A 15074-nucleotide genomic window follows, 5' to 3' on the forward strand; every position below is an offset into this window, starting at 1 on the left:
TTCAGCGGGGTGCCGGTCTGCTCAGTGCCCGCGGTCGATCCACTCCTGCAGGTGCGGGGCCTCGGCGCCGATCGTGGTGGAATCGCCGTGCCCGGTGTTGACGGTGGTCTCATCCGGCAGCGTCAGGAGACGGTTGGTGATCGACTCCACGATGGTCCCGAAGTCCGAGTAGGACCGCCCGGTGGCGCCCGGTCCGCCCTGGAAGAGCGTGTCACCGGAGAAGACGACGCCCTGGGTGCCGTCCTCGGCCACGAGCTCGGGGGAGTGGAAGCAGACCGAGCCCGGGGAGTGGCCCGGGGTGTGCAGCGCCGTCAGCTGGATCCCGGCCACGGTGAAGGTCTCCCCGTCCTCGATGGTGCCGTCAGGGGCCTGGTCTGGGTAGACGCTGTCCCAGAGCATGCGGTCGTCCGCGTGCAGCAGCACCGGGGCGTCCACGAGGGACCGGAACATCTGGACGGCGCGGATGTGGTCGTCGTGGCCGTGGGTGAGCAGGATCGCCAGGACCTGGCGGCCGCCCACGGCCTTCTGGACCTCGAGGGCGTCATGGGCGGGGTCGATGACCACGCAGGTCTCGTCGTCCCCGACGATCCAGACGTTGTTGTCGACGTCCCAGGTGCCGCCGTCGAGGGAGAAGGTGCCCGAGGTGACGAGCTTGTTGATCCGTGCCATCAGAGCACCACCACCGAACGGAGCACGTCGCCGGAGTGCATCTTCTCGAAGGCGGCATCGATGTCCTCGAGGCTGATGGTCTCGGTGACGAAGGCGTCCAGGTCGAGTCGTCCGAGGTTGTACTGGTCGATCAGCATCTGGAAGTCCCGGGAGGGCAGGGTGTCCCCGTACCAGGAGGACTTCAGGGAGCCGCCGCGGCCGAAGACGTCCAGCAGGGGCAGCTCGAGGGTCATCTCCGGGGTGGGGACGCCCACCAGGACCACGCGGCCGGCGAGGTCGCGGGCGTAGAACGCCTGCTTGTAGGTCTCCGGGCGGCCGACGGCGTCGATGACGAGGTCGGCGCCGAAGCCGCCGGTGAGAGCCTGGATGGCCTCGACGGCGTCCTGCTCCTTCGAGTTGACCGTGTGGGTGGCGCCGAGCTCCAGGGCCTTGTCCAGCTTCCGCTGATCCAGGTCCACGGCGATGATGGTGGTGGCCCCGGCCAGCCTGGCCCCGGCGATGGCCGCCGTGCCCACGCCGCCACAGCCGATGACGGCCACGGACTCGCCGCGCTTGGCCTCGCCGGTGTTGATGGCCGCGCCGATGCCGGCCATGATGCCGCAGCCGAGCAGTCCGGCGGCGGCGTTCTGCTCCTCGGAGACGCCCTCGACCTTGGTGCACTGTCCGGCGGCGACGAGCGTCTTCTCGGCGAAGGCGCCGATGCCCAGGGCCGGGTCCAGCTCGGTGCCGTCCTCGAGGGTCATCTTCTGGGCGGCGTTGTGGGTGTTGAAGCAGTACTGCAGCTGGCCCTTCTTGCAGGCCCGGCATTCGCCGCAGACGGCGCGCCAGTTGAGGATGACCTTGTCACCGACGGCCACGTCCGTGACGCCGGCGCCGATGGCGGACACCGTGCCGGTGGCCTCGTGGCCCAGCAGATAGGGGTAGTTGTCCCCGATGCCACCCTGGACGTAGTGCAGGTCCGTGTGGCAGACCCCGCAGGTCAGGATGTCCACCACGGCCTCGCCGGGGCCGGGATCCGGGATCACGATGGTCTCGATGCTGACGGGGGCGTCCTTCGCCTTGGCGACGACCGCCTTCACCTTCTGGGGCACGGTGCAACTCCTTCTGAGGCGTGCGCGGGGCACGGCTTCGACTCTGGAATGGTTTCGGGTCCATCCCACCACATCTGGCGCAGGCGTGGGCGGCGCATTCCCTGTGAGACGTATCCGCCGGCTCACGGGACTGGCCTGTGGCGTGGTGAGCTGTGGATAACTGTGACGTGGTTCATGGGATCTGCATAGACTGGTCCGGGAACGTCGGGCCGGCGGGATGGGTCCGAGGTGGAGTGTTGGTTGGGCCGTGGGGACGGCAGGTGCCGGTCGTGCGGCCTCGATAAAGGGGGCCACGTGGCCGTATCCGCGAATCGTCCAGTCCGTCTGACCGCCGTGGCGGCGCTGTCTGCGGTGGCCCTGTTGATGACCGGGTGTTCCGGTGAAGCCGGCGGTGAGGACCCGACGTCGGCCGCCACCGAGGCGACCACCTCACCTTCCTCGTCGGAGACGGCGGGGGGTGTCTCCGATTCGCCGAGCGCCTCGCCGAGTGCATCGGCGACGGGCAGCTACGAGCCGGCGACCTCCGAGGGGCCGGCCAAGAACGTGCCGGTGCCGGAGATGCCCGAGGCCGTGAAGGAGCCGACGGAGGAAGGGCTCGAGGCTGCCGTCGAGTACTGGTGGGAGACCAGCTTCTATCTTCGTTCGACGGGTGATCAGGAACCAATGGACAGCGTGTCAGACCCTGCCTGTGCGTTCTGTGAAGATCAGCTCCTCCGATTTGCCGACATTTATGAACAAGGCAGCTGGGTCGAAACGGAACCATCGGAGCTCGATTTCCAGTTCACGAAGTTGGACGCTGACGAGATGGGAGGAACCACAGCATTCCTTCTCTCAGAAGCGTCCGCAGAACTTTATCGAAGTAATGGTGAACGGGTTGAGGACGCGTCGGGAGTCGAAACAACTGAGGACCCCTGGACCGCATCAGCGATGTTCGATGACGAGTCGGGCCATTGGGTCTTGGACGACCTCAAGTACGTGGGGCAACAGCAGTGAATCGCGACAGGACTCCGGGTGTGAGAAGGGTTCTGGGTCTTGGTCTGACCTTCTTCATCACGGTGGGGATCATGGCTGGGATATCGGTTCCTGATTCTGCCCGAGCCGCGGGGTGCGTGACTTCCCACGAGGGCTCGCTCAATTCTAAGGACCAATTCCTCGGTGTTGAGGCCGGAGGCGGCTGTGGTGTCGACGGAGGCGACAATCGTGATGCCGGAGGTGAAACTGAAGCTTCGCCTACTCCGTCGGAAACGAATACCCGCACCATGAACGAGGCCCGAAGTGGACAGGAAGATAACCCTTCGGATCCAGGTCGCACCATCGCGATCAATCAGGTCTACTGCACAGACATTCAGGGTGTGGCGATGATGGATTGCCTCGAGGCGGAGCAATCGGCGTGCGGACCCGAGGGCCAGTGGGTGATCCGGGCAGAATATCCAGCCAACAATGAGGATGCACTTGAACGAGTTGGATCTCATTTCTGCTCTACGGACGCCGATCCAGTCATCGACGATCCTGTTGCTGGTGCTCCGGATGCTCCGCCGATGCCGGTGGTGACGCTGTCGGATTTTCGATCGTTGGGGATTGCGCCGTCTCAGATTGAGTCGGACAGTGGTGGGTTTGGGTTGATTCGGGCGAATACGAATTTCTATGCCACGGAGGAGCCTCAGACGTTGGAGACGATGATGTTGGGTCAGGCGGTGGCGATTCAGGCGGTGCCGGTGCGGTGGACGTGGGATTTCGGGGATGGTTCGGAGCCCTTGTCGAATCCGTTTCCGGGTGGTCCGCAGCGAGAGTTCAACCAGGAGACCACCACGAGTCATGCGTATCAGGACACGGGGGAGTTCCCGGTGTCGTTGACGACGTCGTATCGGGGTCAGTTCCAGGTGAACGGTGGTCCGTGGATCGCGATTCCGGGTGTGGCGGAGGTGCCCAGTGATCCGGTGGTGGCGGATATCTGGCGGTCGAAGTCCAAGAACGTGGCGGAGGACTGCGTGGAGAACCCCCAGGGGTGGGCCTGCGGCGACCCCTTCATCGACGACTGACAGCGTCGACCATGAGTGCGGCAGACTGATCCCATGTGTGGACGGTATGTGATGGCACGGGCCATCGGTGACCTGGTGGCAGACTCCGGGGCGCTGGATCCCGACGAGGAACTGGTGCTCCCACCCAGCTGGAACGTGGCCCCCACCGCGGATGTCGCGGTGGTGCTGGAACGGGCCGAGCCGGCGTCGGGCACGGAGACCCGGCGGGAGATCCACGTGGCCCGGTGGGGCCTCGTCCCGCCGTGGGCCAAGGACCTGTCCGTGGGATCCCGCGCCTTCAACGCGCGCTCGGAGACCGTGACGGAGAAGCCCACCTTCCGCTCAGCGGTCAGGGCCCGGCGCTGCGCCGTCCCCGCAGACGGCTACTACGAATGGCTCAAGCCCGAGGCCGGAGCCCCGAAGTCGGCGAAGAAGCGTCCCTTCTACGTCCACCCGGAGGACGGCTCCCCGATCTACTTCGCCGGACTCTACGAATGGTGGAAGGACGAGGCCGTGCCGGACGGCGACCCGGGCCGCTGGCTGTTGAGCTGCACCATCCTCACCGGCCCCTCGCCGGAGGCGGACGATGCTGACCCGACCCTGGCGCAGCTCGGTGGCCTGCACGACCGGCTCCCGCTGCCGATGGACCGGGACACCTTGGACGCGTGGTTGGAACCGGAGAAACTGCCCTCGGCGGAGGCCGCCGGCGCCCTGGTGGACCGCGTCCGGGAGCAGGCCTTCCGGACGGCCTCGGGATGGTCGCTGGAGGAGGTGGGGACCGCCGTCGGGAATGTCCGCAACAACGGGCCCGAACTGCTCGAACCGTTGGAAACCCTGCTCTGACCTGTGGTGAGGCGTCCGTCCTCGATCCTTCCGGGCCCGGACGCTTATCGCGTCCGGCCTTCCTCGTAGTCTCATTCTTGGCGTTAGAACACATGTCCTAATACCATGGTGGGGTGCGGCCGGGACTTCCCGTCGGCCGTTTCACTTCCCACCGCCCCGCCGGAACGCCCCGGCGTCTGTTCTGCCGTTCCTTCCCAGACGGCAGGGCCCGACGCCGGACCGGGCCGTTCCGGACGAACCCCGCCGGCCGCTCGCCGGCGGGGAGGAACACGGCATGAGAAGTCACGACGAGAACAGGTCAGGAATCACGTCCCATGGGAATCTTCACTCAATCGGTCACCGTCCGCTGCACCACGGCAGGGACCCCGCAGTATCTGGAGTGGAACGGCCGGAACTATGTGCTGGCGGCCGATGCGGTGCGCTGGTACGAGCGGCGCAAGTGGTGGGCCGAGGAGCAGCGGGCCGAACGGGGCCGCGGCGCCGGACTGGTGGACCACGAGGTCTGGCGGGTCCAGGTCCGCCTGGAGCGGGCCCGCAACGCGCCCCTGCTGACCCTGGACCTCTCCCACCACCTCGATTCGGGCCGCTGGCGGCTGGTCCGGGTCCATGACGGCGCCGCCGTGCGCCTGCGGGAGAGCGCCTGATGGCCGGCTCCGGCAGGGCTGGCGGCGGCTTTCCGCACCTGAACGTGGCCAGTGCCTTCAGTGCCCACTACGGCGTGTCCTGGCCGGCCGAGCTGGCCGCGGCCGCGGCGGCTGACGGCGCGGAGGTGCTGGCCTGCACGGATCGGGACGGGCTGTACGGCACGGCCAAGCACGTGGGCGCCTGCCTGGACCACGGCCTGGACCCGGTGCTCGGGGTGGACCTGGCGGTGCGCTGGGGGAGCGAGGGCGGTACGCCTCCGTCCGGCACGCCGCACCCCGGCACGGTGCACGGCGCCTCCGCCGGCCGCGTGGTGGTGCTGGCCCGCGGGGGGACCGGCGGAACCGGCTACCGGGCCCTCGTCCGGCTCATCTCGGCCGCGCACGCCCACACCACGGGCGGCGCGGCCGGGGGATCGCCCTACGTCACGGTGGCCGAGCTGGCGCAGTGGTCCGCCGGCAGGCACCACGGCGCCCCGCCGGAACTGTTCGTGCTGCTGGGACCGGGGTCCGGCGTCGGGCAGCTGATGGCCGTGCGCAAGTACACCGCCGGCCGGGCGCTGCTGCGCCGCTGGAAGGAGGTCCTACCGGCGGGCTCGCTGCGGGTGGAGGTGGTGTGCCACCTCTCTCCGCCGGGGGAGAAGCTCTCCGCCCCGCACGCCGTGAAGATGCTGCGGGCGGCCCGGGACGTGCGGGTGCCGGCGGTGCTGACCAACGCGGTGCGCTACGCCACCCCGGACGGGGCCGCCACCGCGGACGTCCTGGACGCCGCCCGCGCCCTGAGCTCCCTGGAGGCCCTGAGCGATCTCCAGCCCAACGGGCAGGGGTGGCTGAAGCCGGCCGGGGCCATGCACCGGATCGCCCTCGAGGTCTGCCGCGCGGCGAACGGCGGGGGCAACAGCGCGGAAGGGGTCAAGGCCCTGCTGGATGACACCCATGCCCTGGCGGAGGCGTGCCGGATGGACCCCGGGACGGACCTGGGCTGGGGGCAACCCACGGTGCCGGAGGCCTCCGTGCTGGGGATCGGCGGCGACCCCGTCACCGAGCTGCGGAACCGCTCCCTCGCCGGGGCCGGGGCGCGCTTCCCGCAGCTGTACAGCGGGACTCGTTTCGCGTCGTCGGAGGCCGGACGGGACCTGGAGGCGCGGCTGGAACACGAGCTGGGGATCATCAACCGGCTCGGCTTTGCCAGCTACTTCCTCACCGTGGCCGAGGTGGTGGGGATGATCGAGGGCATGGGGGTGCGGGTCTCAGCCCGTGGCTCCGGGGCGTCCTCGCTGGTCAATCACCTGTTGCGGATCTCGAACGTGGATCCGATGCGGCACGAGCTGATCTTCGAGCGTTTCCTCTCCAACGACCGCTCGACCCTGCCGGACATCGACATCGACGTGGAGTCGGCGCGCCGGCACGACGTCTACCACGCCCTGTTCGCCCGGTTCGGGGCCGAGCGCACCACGCTGATGAGCATGCAGAACGGCTACCGGGCGCGGGGGGCGGTGCGGGATGCCGGCATGGCGCTCGGCATGGAGCCGGAGCGGGTGGACACGATCGCCAAGCAGTTGTGGCGGTTCTCTGCCTCGAGCTTCCGCGAGGCCATGGACCGGATGCCGGAGCTGCGCGGCTTCGCCGAGCAGGTCGCCTCCGGGCGGGCCGCCGGGCAGCAGCAGCTGGACCTGCTCGTGGACCTCACCGAGCGGCTGGACCGGCTGCCGCGGCACATCGCCATGCACCCGTGCGGGGTGATCCTCGGGGACGCCACCCTGCTGGACCGCACCCCCGTGCAGCCCTCCGGGATCGGGTTGCCGATGAGCCAGTTCGACAAGCACGACATGGACCCGATGGGTCTGCTCAAGCTGGACGTGCTGGGGGTGCGCATGCAGTCGACCATCGCCTACACCCTGGACGAGATCGAGCGGACCACGGGCCGGCGGGTGGACCTGGAGCAGGTGCCCTTCGACGACGCTCCGACCTTCGAGATGATCCGCACCACCCACACCCTCGGGATCTTCCAGATCGAGTCCCCGGGGCAGCGGGAGCTGATCGGGAAGATGGCCCCCACTGAGTTCAACGACCTGATCATCGATATCTCCCTGTTCCGTCCCGGCCCCATGCAGTCGGACATGGTGCGGCCCTTCCTGGAGCAGCGGCACGGATTCTCCGAGGCCCGGTACCCCCACCGCAGTCTCGAGCCGGTGCTCGCTGAGACCCACGGGGTCACCGTGTTCCACGAGCAGGTGCTGCGGACCTTCGACGTGATGACCGGGTGCGGGCTCGCGAGGGCCGACGAGTTCCGCCGCCAGATCGGCGGGGAGCAGGAGCACGTGGTGGAGGAGTTCTTCCGGGCCGAGGCGCTGCGGCGAAACTACCCGCTGAAGGTCATCGACGAGGTCTGGGGGACCCTGCACGCCTTCGGCTCCTTCGGCTTCTGCAAGGCCCACGGCGCCGCCTTCGCCGTGCCCACCTACCACTCGGCGTGGCTCAAGACCCACCACCCCGAGGCGTTCCTGGCCGGCATCTTCGAACACGACCCCGGCATGTACCCCCGCCGGCTGATGATCGCCGAGGCCCGCCGCATGGGCATCCCCGTGCTGCCCGTGGACGTCAACGCCTCCACCGAGGCCTTCCGGCTCGAGTGGGTGCCCGCGCACCCGGAGATGAACGGAGTGATGTCCGACGCCGGCCCGGCGGCTTCACGCGGCCGTGTCCCCGGACGCTGGGGGATCCGGCTGGCGCTGAACTCACTGTCCGGGCTGAGCGAGGCGGAGGTCGCCCGGATCGTGGCGGGGCAGCCGTACGCCTCGCTGGCCGATGTGCGGGACCGTGCGCGGCCGACCCGGCGGAACCTCGAGCGGCTGGCCCAGCTCGGCGCCCTGGACTGCCTGCTGCCGCCGGGTGGGGCCTCCCGCACGGACCTGGTGCACCATCTGGAGCTGCAGCACGGCGGGGCTGTGGAGGGACCCTCGGGGCGGAGAAAGCAGCCGGGGCGCCGGCAGGTGGACGGTCAGCTCTCCCTCGAGCTGCCGGACACCGAGGCGGCGGCGATCGTGCCGATGTTCCCGGATCCGAGCCGGGACCAGCAGGTGCGCACCGAGCTCGACCTGACCGCCATGGACCTGACCGCGCACCTGATGGAGTCGCACCGGCCGTATCTGGACGCGCTCGGGGTGACGGCGGCGGAGGACCTGCTGAGCCTGCGCTCGCAGTCGAGGGTGCTGGTGGCCGGGGTGCGGGTGGCCACGCAGACCCCTCCGATGCGCAGCGGCAAGCGCGTGGTGTTCATCTCCGTGGACGACGGCACCGGGTGCGTGGACGCCTCCTTCTTCACGGAGGCCCAGCATGAGAGCGGGGAGATGCTGTTCTCCTCCCGGCTGATGCTGATCGAGGGCACCACGCGCCGGACCGGGCCGAAGGCCATCAGCCTGCAGGCCATCCGGGCGTGGGACCTGCACCGGCCGGAGTCCCTGCCGGACCCGGACTACCTGGACTCCACCCGGGAGCAGTGGCGGGCCTGGCTGCGCCGGGACCGGAACCGCGCCACCGGGCAGCCGGTTCCGGTGCCATGGGGGCCGGGCGCCTCCTCGTCGGCCCAGCAGCAGGAGACCGGCGGAGCCCGCCGGACGATGGACCACGACGCCGGCACCCGGGTCCCGGACATCCCGCACCATGACACCGGGTCCTGGCCCGTCAAGGTGCGCGGTCCGGTCGGGGTGCCGGCGGGCGTCACGGCGACGGGCGGGAGCCGCTCGTCCGGGGTCTCCCGGGTGCCGTCGACCCACCGGCCGGTTCCCGTGCCGCACCCGGAGACCTGGGAGCTGCTGCCGACGCCGGAGGACTGAGCTGACTGATACCCGTGTGGTGCGGTGCGGTGCTGGTCGGCGAGGTGCTGTGCGACGATCGATGCATGGCGAGCACCTTCACGGTGGAGACGAGGTCGTCCCACCCCGCGGAACGGCTCTTCGATCTCTCCCTCAGCATCGACGAGCACCTCGGATCCATGGCTGACTCCGGTGAACAGGCCATCGGCGGCGTGACCACGGGAACCATCGCCCTCGGGGAATCGGTCACCTGGCGGGCCCGCCACTTCGGGATCTGGTTCACCATGACCTCGCAGATCACCGGCCACGACCGGCCCCGCCGGTTCGTGGACGAGCAGGTCGCCGGGCCCTTCCGGTCCTTCCGCCACGTGCACGAATACCGTGAGGTCGGCCGGACGACGGTGATGACGGATACGATCACCCTGGCCTCGCCCGTGTTCAGGCGACCGGTCGAGAAGCTGGTGCTGGTGCCCTATCTGCGGCGCCTCATCCGCCAGCGCAACCGGCATCTGCTCGCCGTGCTCGACGCCCGGGGCTGACCAGCCTCACCGCCAGAAGAAGTGGTGCTCCGTCCCGCTGGGACTCAGGACGCTCTCGTGCTCGTACCGGTCCTCGAGGTCGGCGGGCGAGTCCCACAGCCGCAGCCCGGACCCGATCTCAGGGGGCGCCACGGCGATGTGCAGCTCGTCCACGAGGTCTGCGGCGATGAACTCCAGCACCGTCGTCACGCCGCCTCCGAGGCGGACATCCTGGCCGTCTGCGGCCTCCTGGGCGACCGCGAGCGCCCGTCCGGGGCCGGCCTCGAGGAAGTGGAAGGTGGTGTCGTCGAGCGAGAACGACGGCCGGGTGTGGTGCGTCAACACGAACACGGGGGTGTGGAAGGGCGGGTCATCGCCCCACCAGCCCGTCCAGTCCTCGTTCTCCCAGGGGCCGCGAAAGGGGCTGAACTTGTGGCTGCCCATGATCTCGGCGCCGATGTTGTGGGTGAAGTCGCGCACGATGCGGTCGTCCAGGCCGCGGGACCCGCCGGGATCGGTGCGGTTGGGCCAGCTGGCGGTGGCGCCGGCCCACGCGGCCAACTTCCCCGGGTCGACGTGGCCGAAGGGCTGCTCCAGGCTCTGGTCCTCCCCGGCGGCGACGCCGTCCCGGGAGACGAAGAAGTTCTGGACCCTGAGCCGTTGGGGGCGGTCTGACGTGCTGGAGGGCATGGTTACTTTCCTGGGTGGACTGGTGCTGGCCCGAGTGTAGGAACGTCAGGCCTCGGCGCGCCAGATCCGTGGTGCGCCGACCGGCAGTCGTTGGCGGTGCTGGAGCGGACTCCTCCACAGGGGACATCTTCCCGAAGTTGTCCACTTCCGGTCGTCAGGCGGCTTATGGTGTCTGTCTCGCGTGTTCGAATATATGTGCTAACAAAAGTCGAGCAGGGACAGCAGCGGGAGGTGGGCACCATGACAGAATCCATACCGCACGACGTCGGCGCCCTGGCTACCCCAGACCTCCTCGCCTGGTCGCTGGAGCTGGCCGCGGAGCTGGCGGCTCGATTGACCGCCCCGGCCTTCCCGGACGACCTGCCACGGTTTCCGCAGGGCCCTCAGCAGGACCGCTCCGCGGAGTGGGGTCTCTATGCCGACGATGGGACGGGCCACGTGGAGGAAGAGGCGGACTGCGCAGGGGAGGCTGGCGTTCGCCGGGGCGTCCTGCCGGAGATCACCACGGCCGTCGAACGACTGTCCCGGACCCTCGACGCCTCACAGACCGCCCTGGCCGGGCACATCGACCGGATCTTCGAGATGCCGGACCTGCGCCGGGAGGTCCTCGGGATCCCGCCCGGCAAATCTGCCTTCCGCCACGCGCAGGACTACCTCCGGGAACACCTGCACATCGACCGGCGTGAGGCGAAGCGGCGGGTGGAGCGGGCTGGGAATATCATGCCCACGCGTACCGTGGACCAGACCCAGACTGTGCCGCCGCGCCTGCCCGTGCTGGCAGAGTCGGTGCAGCACGCCGGGATGGACGCCTCCGCGGCTGACCTCATCGCCACCACCCTGAATACCGCGCGGCGAGAGGCGGCGCTGGCTGACGCACCGCCGGAACTCGTGGATGAGCAGCTCCTGGCCGGTGAGCGGCTCCTGGTGGCCAACGCCCAGGACGTGGACCCCGAGACCCTGTCCAAGATCTGTGGTCATTGGCGGCAGCGGTTCGATGCCCTCGTCAATCCCGACGGCCGCGAACCGAGCGAGGCCGAGCTCAACGCCGCGCAGGGGCTCTTCTACCGGGGTCGGAAACGAGGCCACCTCAACGGCCTGCACCGCTGGGAGATCCTGGCGGCGGACGAGCAGCATGAGATCCTGCAGACCGTGGCAGCGGCGGCCTCGACCCGCGGGCCCCCGGCCCCGAGTGCGTGGCCTCCGGGTCAGCGGACTCCACCGCCGCTCGCGCCGATCCAGAGGCTGCTGATCCAGACGCCGCCGAGCTGACGGTGCTGGATCCCCGCAGCACAGGGCAGAGGCAACTGGACGGCCTCGTCAGCGCGCTGACCGGCGCCCTCGCCCTGGCCGATCTGTCTGACCTGCCGTCAAGCGGCGGTTCCAGGCCACAGGTGCTCGTGACGATCGACCACGACTCCCTGCTCGACCGTGTGCACCAGAACCGCGCGGCGGACACCGTGCTGTCCCAGGCGGCCTACGTGGGCCCCATCCAGCCACGGCTCATTCGGCAGTGGGCCTGTGATGCGGACCTGATCCCCATGGTTCTGGGCGGCGACGGGCAGGTCCTGGACATCGGCCGGGCCCAACGGCTCTTCCCCCGCAGACTCCGGCAGGCACTGGTGGCACGGGATGGAGGTTGTGCGGCACCGAACTGCTCCATCCCGGCGCCGTGGTGCGAGGCCCACCACATCGACCACTGGGAGAACGGGGGACCGACCTCGGTCGAGAACGGGGTCATGCTCTGCTCGCATCATCATCACGCGGTCCATGCGGATGCCTGGGAGATCTCTGTCCGCAACGGCGTCCTCTGGTTCATCCCGGCCCCGTATATCGACCCCTCCCGGCGCGCTCGCCGGAACAGGTACCGGCGCGGCGGCACCGCCGACCCTCCGGATTGACGCGTCGATCAGTTGGGGTATCAGTTGGGGTCTCCCAGATGACAGCTCAGGACATATGGCAGCTCAGGACGGCAGCTCCGAGCCCATCACCACGGTGCGGGCCGGCGGCAGGTGGAACACCTCGGTGCGGTCTGCCTGGTTGCGCTCGAGTGCCAGGAACAGTCGCTGGGCCCAGCTGCGGAACGGATGCGCATGCGGCGGCAACAGGGCCAGCACCGAGATGAAGTAGTGCGCCGCGTCCAGGTCCACATCCAGTTCGGGACCGTGGCCCACCGCCAGGGCCAGGTTCCGCGGGATGTCCTGTGCGTCCAGGAAACCCACCGTGACGGTCACGTGGACGATTCCATCGGCCGTCGAGCCCAGGTGACGCACCTGGATCCGGTGCGCCGGTCGGACGTGGGGGAGTCCTGCGGCGACCACCCGGACGATCACCACCCGGACGATCACCACCCGCTCGTGCAGCACGCCGAAGCTCTCCACGCAGCGCAGCAGGGCCAACGGGGTGGTGTCCGGGAACGGGTGGGGGAACACCGCCACCCCCGGAATGCGGCGCACCTCCCGTACCGTGGCGACGAACTCCCGCAGACTGCCCTCCATCCGGCGGCGTTCAGTGACCAGGTTCTGGTGCCCGCGGTGCCAGGTCACCATGACGGTCAGCACCAACCCGGCCGCCAGGAGGGGGATCCACCCGCCGGCCAGGATCTTGGTGGAGTTCGCCGCCAGCAAGACCACCTCCAGGACGCCGATCACCGCCACATAGGCCCCCGTTGCCCACCAGGGCCACCGCCAGACCGAGTGGGCGAAGACCAGGAAGATCGCGGACTCGAGCAGCAGGGTCCCGGTGACCGCGAGTCCGTAGGCGCTGGCCAGCCCGGCAGAGGAGCCGAACGCCAGCACCAGGACCATCACGCCGGCGAAGAGGGCGCCGTTGACGGCCGGCAGGTACAACTGTCCCTCCTGTTGCGAGGTGTGCCGCACCACGAGGCGGGGGAGCAGCCCCAGCCGGATAGCCTGGACGGTCACGGAAAATGCCCCGGAGATCACGGCCTGGGAGGCGATGACGGTGGCTGCCGTGGCCAGGAGGATCAGCGGTAGTTGCCAGGCGGGCGGCGCCAGGTGGAAGAACGGGTTGCCCGCGGTATCGGGCGAGGAGATGACCACGGCTCCCTGGCCCAGGTAGACGATGGCCAACGCCGGCATCGCCACGGCCAGCCAGGCCCGCCGCACCGCTCGGGCCCCGAAATGGCCCAGGTCCGCGTACAACGCCTCGGCGCCGGTGACCGTGAGCACCACGGCACCCATCAGCACGAAGGCAGGGAAGGGCTGACGCAGCACCAGCTCCGCGGCCCAGTGCGGGGACAGGCTCCCCAGGATCTGCGGATGGGCGACGATCTGCGGAAGCCCCAACGCCGCCATGACCACGAACCACAGCAGCATGAGGGGACCGAATGCCCGGCTGACCCTCCCCGTCCCCGCCGGCTGGAGGAGGAACAACAGGGCCAGGATCACCGCCGAGACGGGCACCACCGCGTGACCCAGCTCAGGGGACACCACGGTGAGGCCCTCCACCGCGCTCATCACGGAGATGGCGGGGGTGATCACCGAGTCCCCGTAGAACAGGGAAGCCCCCACCACCCCCAGCAGGCTCAGGACCGCCAGTCGACGCCAGCCGGCGGTTCGCCGCCGCAGCAAAGCCAGCAGTGCCAGGATCCCACCCTCGCCGTCATTGTCCGCCCGAGTCACGAGCGTCACGTACTTGACCGTCACGATGAGGGTGACGGTCCACAGCACCATCGAGATCGTGCCGTAGACGTCCTGCGCGGAGAGGCTGATCTTGGCATGCACGTAGATCGGCCAGCCGTCGTCGTTCTCGATGTCCAGCAGGGTCACGCGGTCCCGGACCGACCGACTCAACGCGCGGAGCGCCAGGCCCTGACCGAGCAGCGCCGGGTCCACCGTCAGGCGGCCCTCCTGGTCCGCGTACCGGGGACAGATGGCGACCACCTGCAGATCGGGGTTGGCCCGCAGCGCGGCATCCAGGGCGGTGCCGACGCCGGCTGACCACAGGTACTGGTCCTCGAGGTAGACCAGTCGCCGGGCCCGCTGCAGGGCCTTCACGAATCCCCGGGCCACGCTGAACTCCCCCGCGGGGGCGAACGGGTAGCCGGGCCGCCGGGCCGGGTAGGTGCGCAGCAGTTGCACCCGCGCCCGGCCCCGCGCCGGCGGTGCGGCGCGGGGTGGGGGCAGGGCCCCGGCCTGCTGCGGCAGCCCGGCGACCAGGTCCGGCAGCCGGTGCCAGGGCAGGCGGGTCAACGGGGCGGGGTCGGACCAGCGCTCGCGGAAGACCTCCTCCACGTCCCGGCCGGGATCGGCGGCGCGTCGGATGACGACGAACTTCTGGTGGTGACTGCCGAGCGGCCGGACCCGGTGGTCCAGCAGGAAGCGCCCCCCGACGCGGTTCATCGTTCGAGCCAGGGACCTGTTCTCCTTCAGGGAGCCGACAATCCAGGATGGGTGGGACCGCCAGGCCAGGCCCCGGACCAAGGCCCCGCGGCTGGCGCTGCCGGCGAGGGCCGAGGCCACCGTGGAGTCTGGCCCGAGCCGCTGATCGCCGTCGAAAAACGCCACCCGGCCACCAGCACGAGGTCTCCGGGGCCGACGTCGGCGAGCTCCCGGTCCAGCGCCGCGAAGTAGTCGACACCGTGGGGGATCAGGCGCACGGCGTTGCCACCCGACCTCGTCCCGACGCCGGCGGCATCGTTGCCCCGTTCGCCCCGGCTGAGCAGCCAGTCGGAGGTCCACCGGGGCCATCGGGCGCCGAACAGTCGCTGAGTGACGGGCATGCGGCCATCCTGTCATCCTCCGGAAGCGCCCGGAAGGCAGTCCTTGCG

The 15074-nt window shown here is 69.6% G+C and carries 12 protein-coding genes; 8 read left to right on the forward strand and 4 right to left on the reverse strand.

The annotated features are described in order from the left end of the window. Nucleotides 1–21: 21 nt before the first annotated feature. Together RE421_RS10230 and RE421_RS10235 are read right to left on the reverse strand one after the other, a co-directional pair. Nucleotides 22–669, reverse strand: coding sequence for an MBL fold metallo-hydrolase (locus RE421_RS10230; RefSeq protein ID WP_309809381.1), 648 nt, complete (start codon nt 667–669; stop codon nt 22–24). Next, nucleotides 669–1760, reverse strand: coding sequence for an S-(hydroxymethyl)mycothiol dehydrogenase (locus tag RE421_RS10235; protein ID WP_309809383.1), 1092 nt, complete (start codon nt 1758–1760; stop codon nt 669–671). The genes RE421_RS10230 and RE421_RS10235 overlap by 1 nt, the downstream gene beginning before the upstream one ends. Nucleotides 1761–2054: 294 nt before the next feature. On the opposite strand from RE421_RS10235, the gene RE421_RS10240 reads away from it, so the two are divergent. The 6 genes from RE421_RS10240 to RE421_RS10265 all read left to right on the forward strand — a co-directional run bounded on the left by RE421_RS10240 (nt 2055) and on the right by RE421_RS10265 (nt 9616). Next, on the forward strand, nt 2055–2753 hold the full coding sequence (locus RE421_RS10240; protein ID WP_309809385.1) for a DUF6318 family protein: 699 nt from the start codon (nt 2055–2057) through the stop codon (nt 2751–2753). A 266-nt stretch (nt 2754–3019) separates the two neighbouring features. Beyond that, nucleotides 3020–3799, forward strand: coding sequence for a PKD domain-containing protein (locus tag RE421_RS10245; protein ID WP_309809387.1), 780 nt, complete (start codon nt 3020–3022; stop codon nt 3797–3799). Nucleotides 3800–3832: 33 nt separating this feature from the next. Then, the gene (locus tag RE421_RS10250; protein WP_309809389.1) at nt 3833–4621 is read left to right on the forward strand and encodes an SOS response-associated peptidase; all 789 of its coding nucleotides are present in this window, start codon (nt 3833–3835) and stop codon (nt 4619–4621) included. 314 nt (nt 4622–4935) lie between these two features. After that, nucleotides 4936–5265 carry a DUF6504 family protein gene (locus tag RE421_RS10255; protein WP_309809392.1) on the forward strand — a complete coding sequence of 110 codons (330 nt, stop codon included), beginning with the start codon at nt 4936–4938 and terminating at the stop codon, nt 5263–5265. Beyond that, nucleotides 5265–9098 (forward strand): DNA polymerase III subunit alpha, encoded by a 3834-nt coding sequence (locus tag RE421_RS10260; RefSeq protein WP_309809395.1) that lies wholly within the window; start codon nt 5265–5267, stop codon nt 9096–9098. The genes RE421_RS10255 and RE421_RS10260 overlap by 1 nt, the downstream gene beginning before the upstream one ends. A gap of 65 nt (nt 9099–9163) precedes the next feature. Then, nucleotides 9164–9616: an SRPBCC family protein gene (locus tag RE421_RS10265; RefSeq protein ID WP_309809397.1), complete on the forward strand. Its 453-nt coding sequence runs from the start codon at nt 9164–9166 to the stop codon at nt 9614–9616. Between the two features lie 6 nt (nt 9617–9622). On the opposite strand, the gene RE421_RS10270 is transcribed toward RE421_RS10265, so the two are convergent. Then, nucleotides 9623–10285: a dihydrofolate reductase family protein gene (locus RE421_RS10270; RefSeq protein WP_309809400.1), complete on the reverse strand. Its 663-nt coding sequence runs from the start codon at nt 10283–10285 to the stop codon at nt 9623–9625. Between the two features lie 240 nt (nt 10286–10525). Between RE421_RS10270 and RE421_RS10275 the strand changes: the two genes are divergently transcribed. Both RE421_RS10275 and RE421_RS10280 read left to right on the forward strand, forming a co-directional pair. Further along, nucleotides 10526–11554, forward strand: coding sequence for a hypothetical protein (locus RE421_RS10275; protein ID WP_309809403.1), 1029 nt, complete (start codon nt 10526–10528; stop codon nt 11552–11554). A 2-nt stretch (nt 11555–11556) separates the two neighbouring features. Next, nucleotides 11557–12183 carry a DUF222 domain-containing protein gene (locus RE421_RS10280; RefSeq protein WP_309809405.1) on the forward strand — a complete coding sequence of 209 codons (627 nt, stop codon included), beginning with the start codon at nt 11557–11559 and terminating at the stop codon, nt 12181–12183. Between the two features lie 63 nt (nt 12184–12246). Here RE421_RS10280 and RE421_RS10285 read toward each other — a convergent pair whose 3' ends face one another. Further along, the gene (locus RE421_RS10285) at nt 12247–14811 is read right to left on the reverse strand and encodes a KUP/HAK/KT family potassium transporter (RefSeq protein WP_309809407.1); all 2565 of its coding nucleotides are present in this window, start codon (nt 14809–14811) and stop codon (nt 12247–12249) included. Nucleotides 14812–15074 lie beyond the last annotated feature (263 nt).

The organism is Citricoccus sp. I39-566 (genome assembly GCF_031432995.1).
In the GTDB taxonomy this organism is placed as follows: domain Bacteria; phylum Actinomycetota; class Actinomycetes; order Actinomycetales; family Micrococcaceae; genus Citricoccus; species Citricoccus nitrophenolicus_A.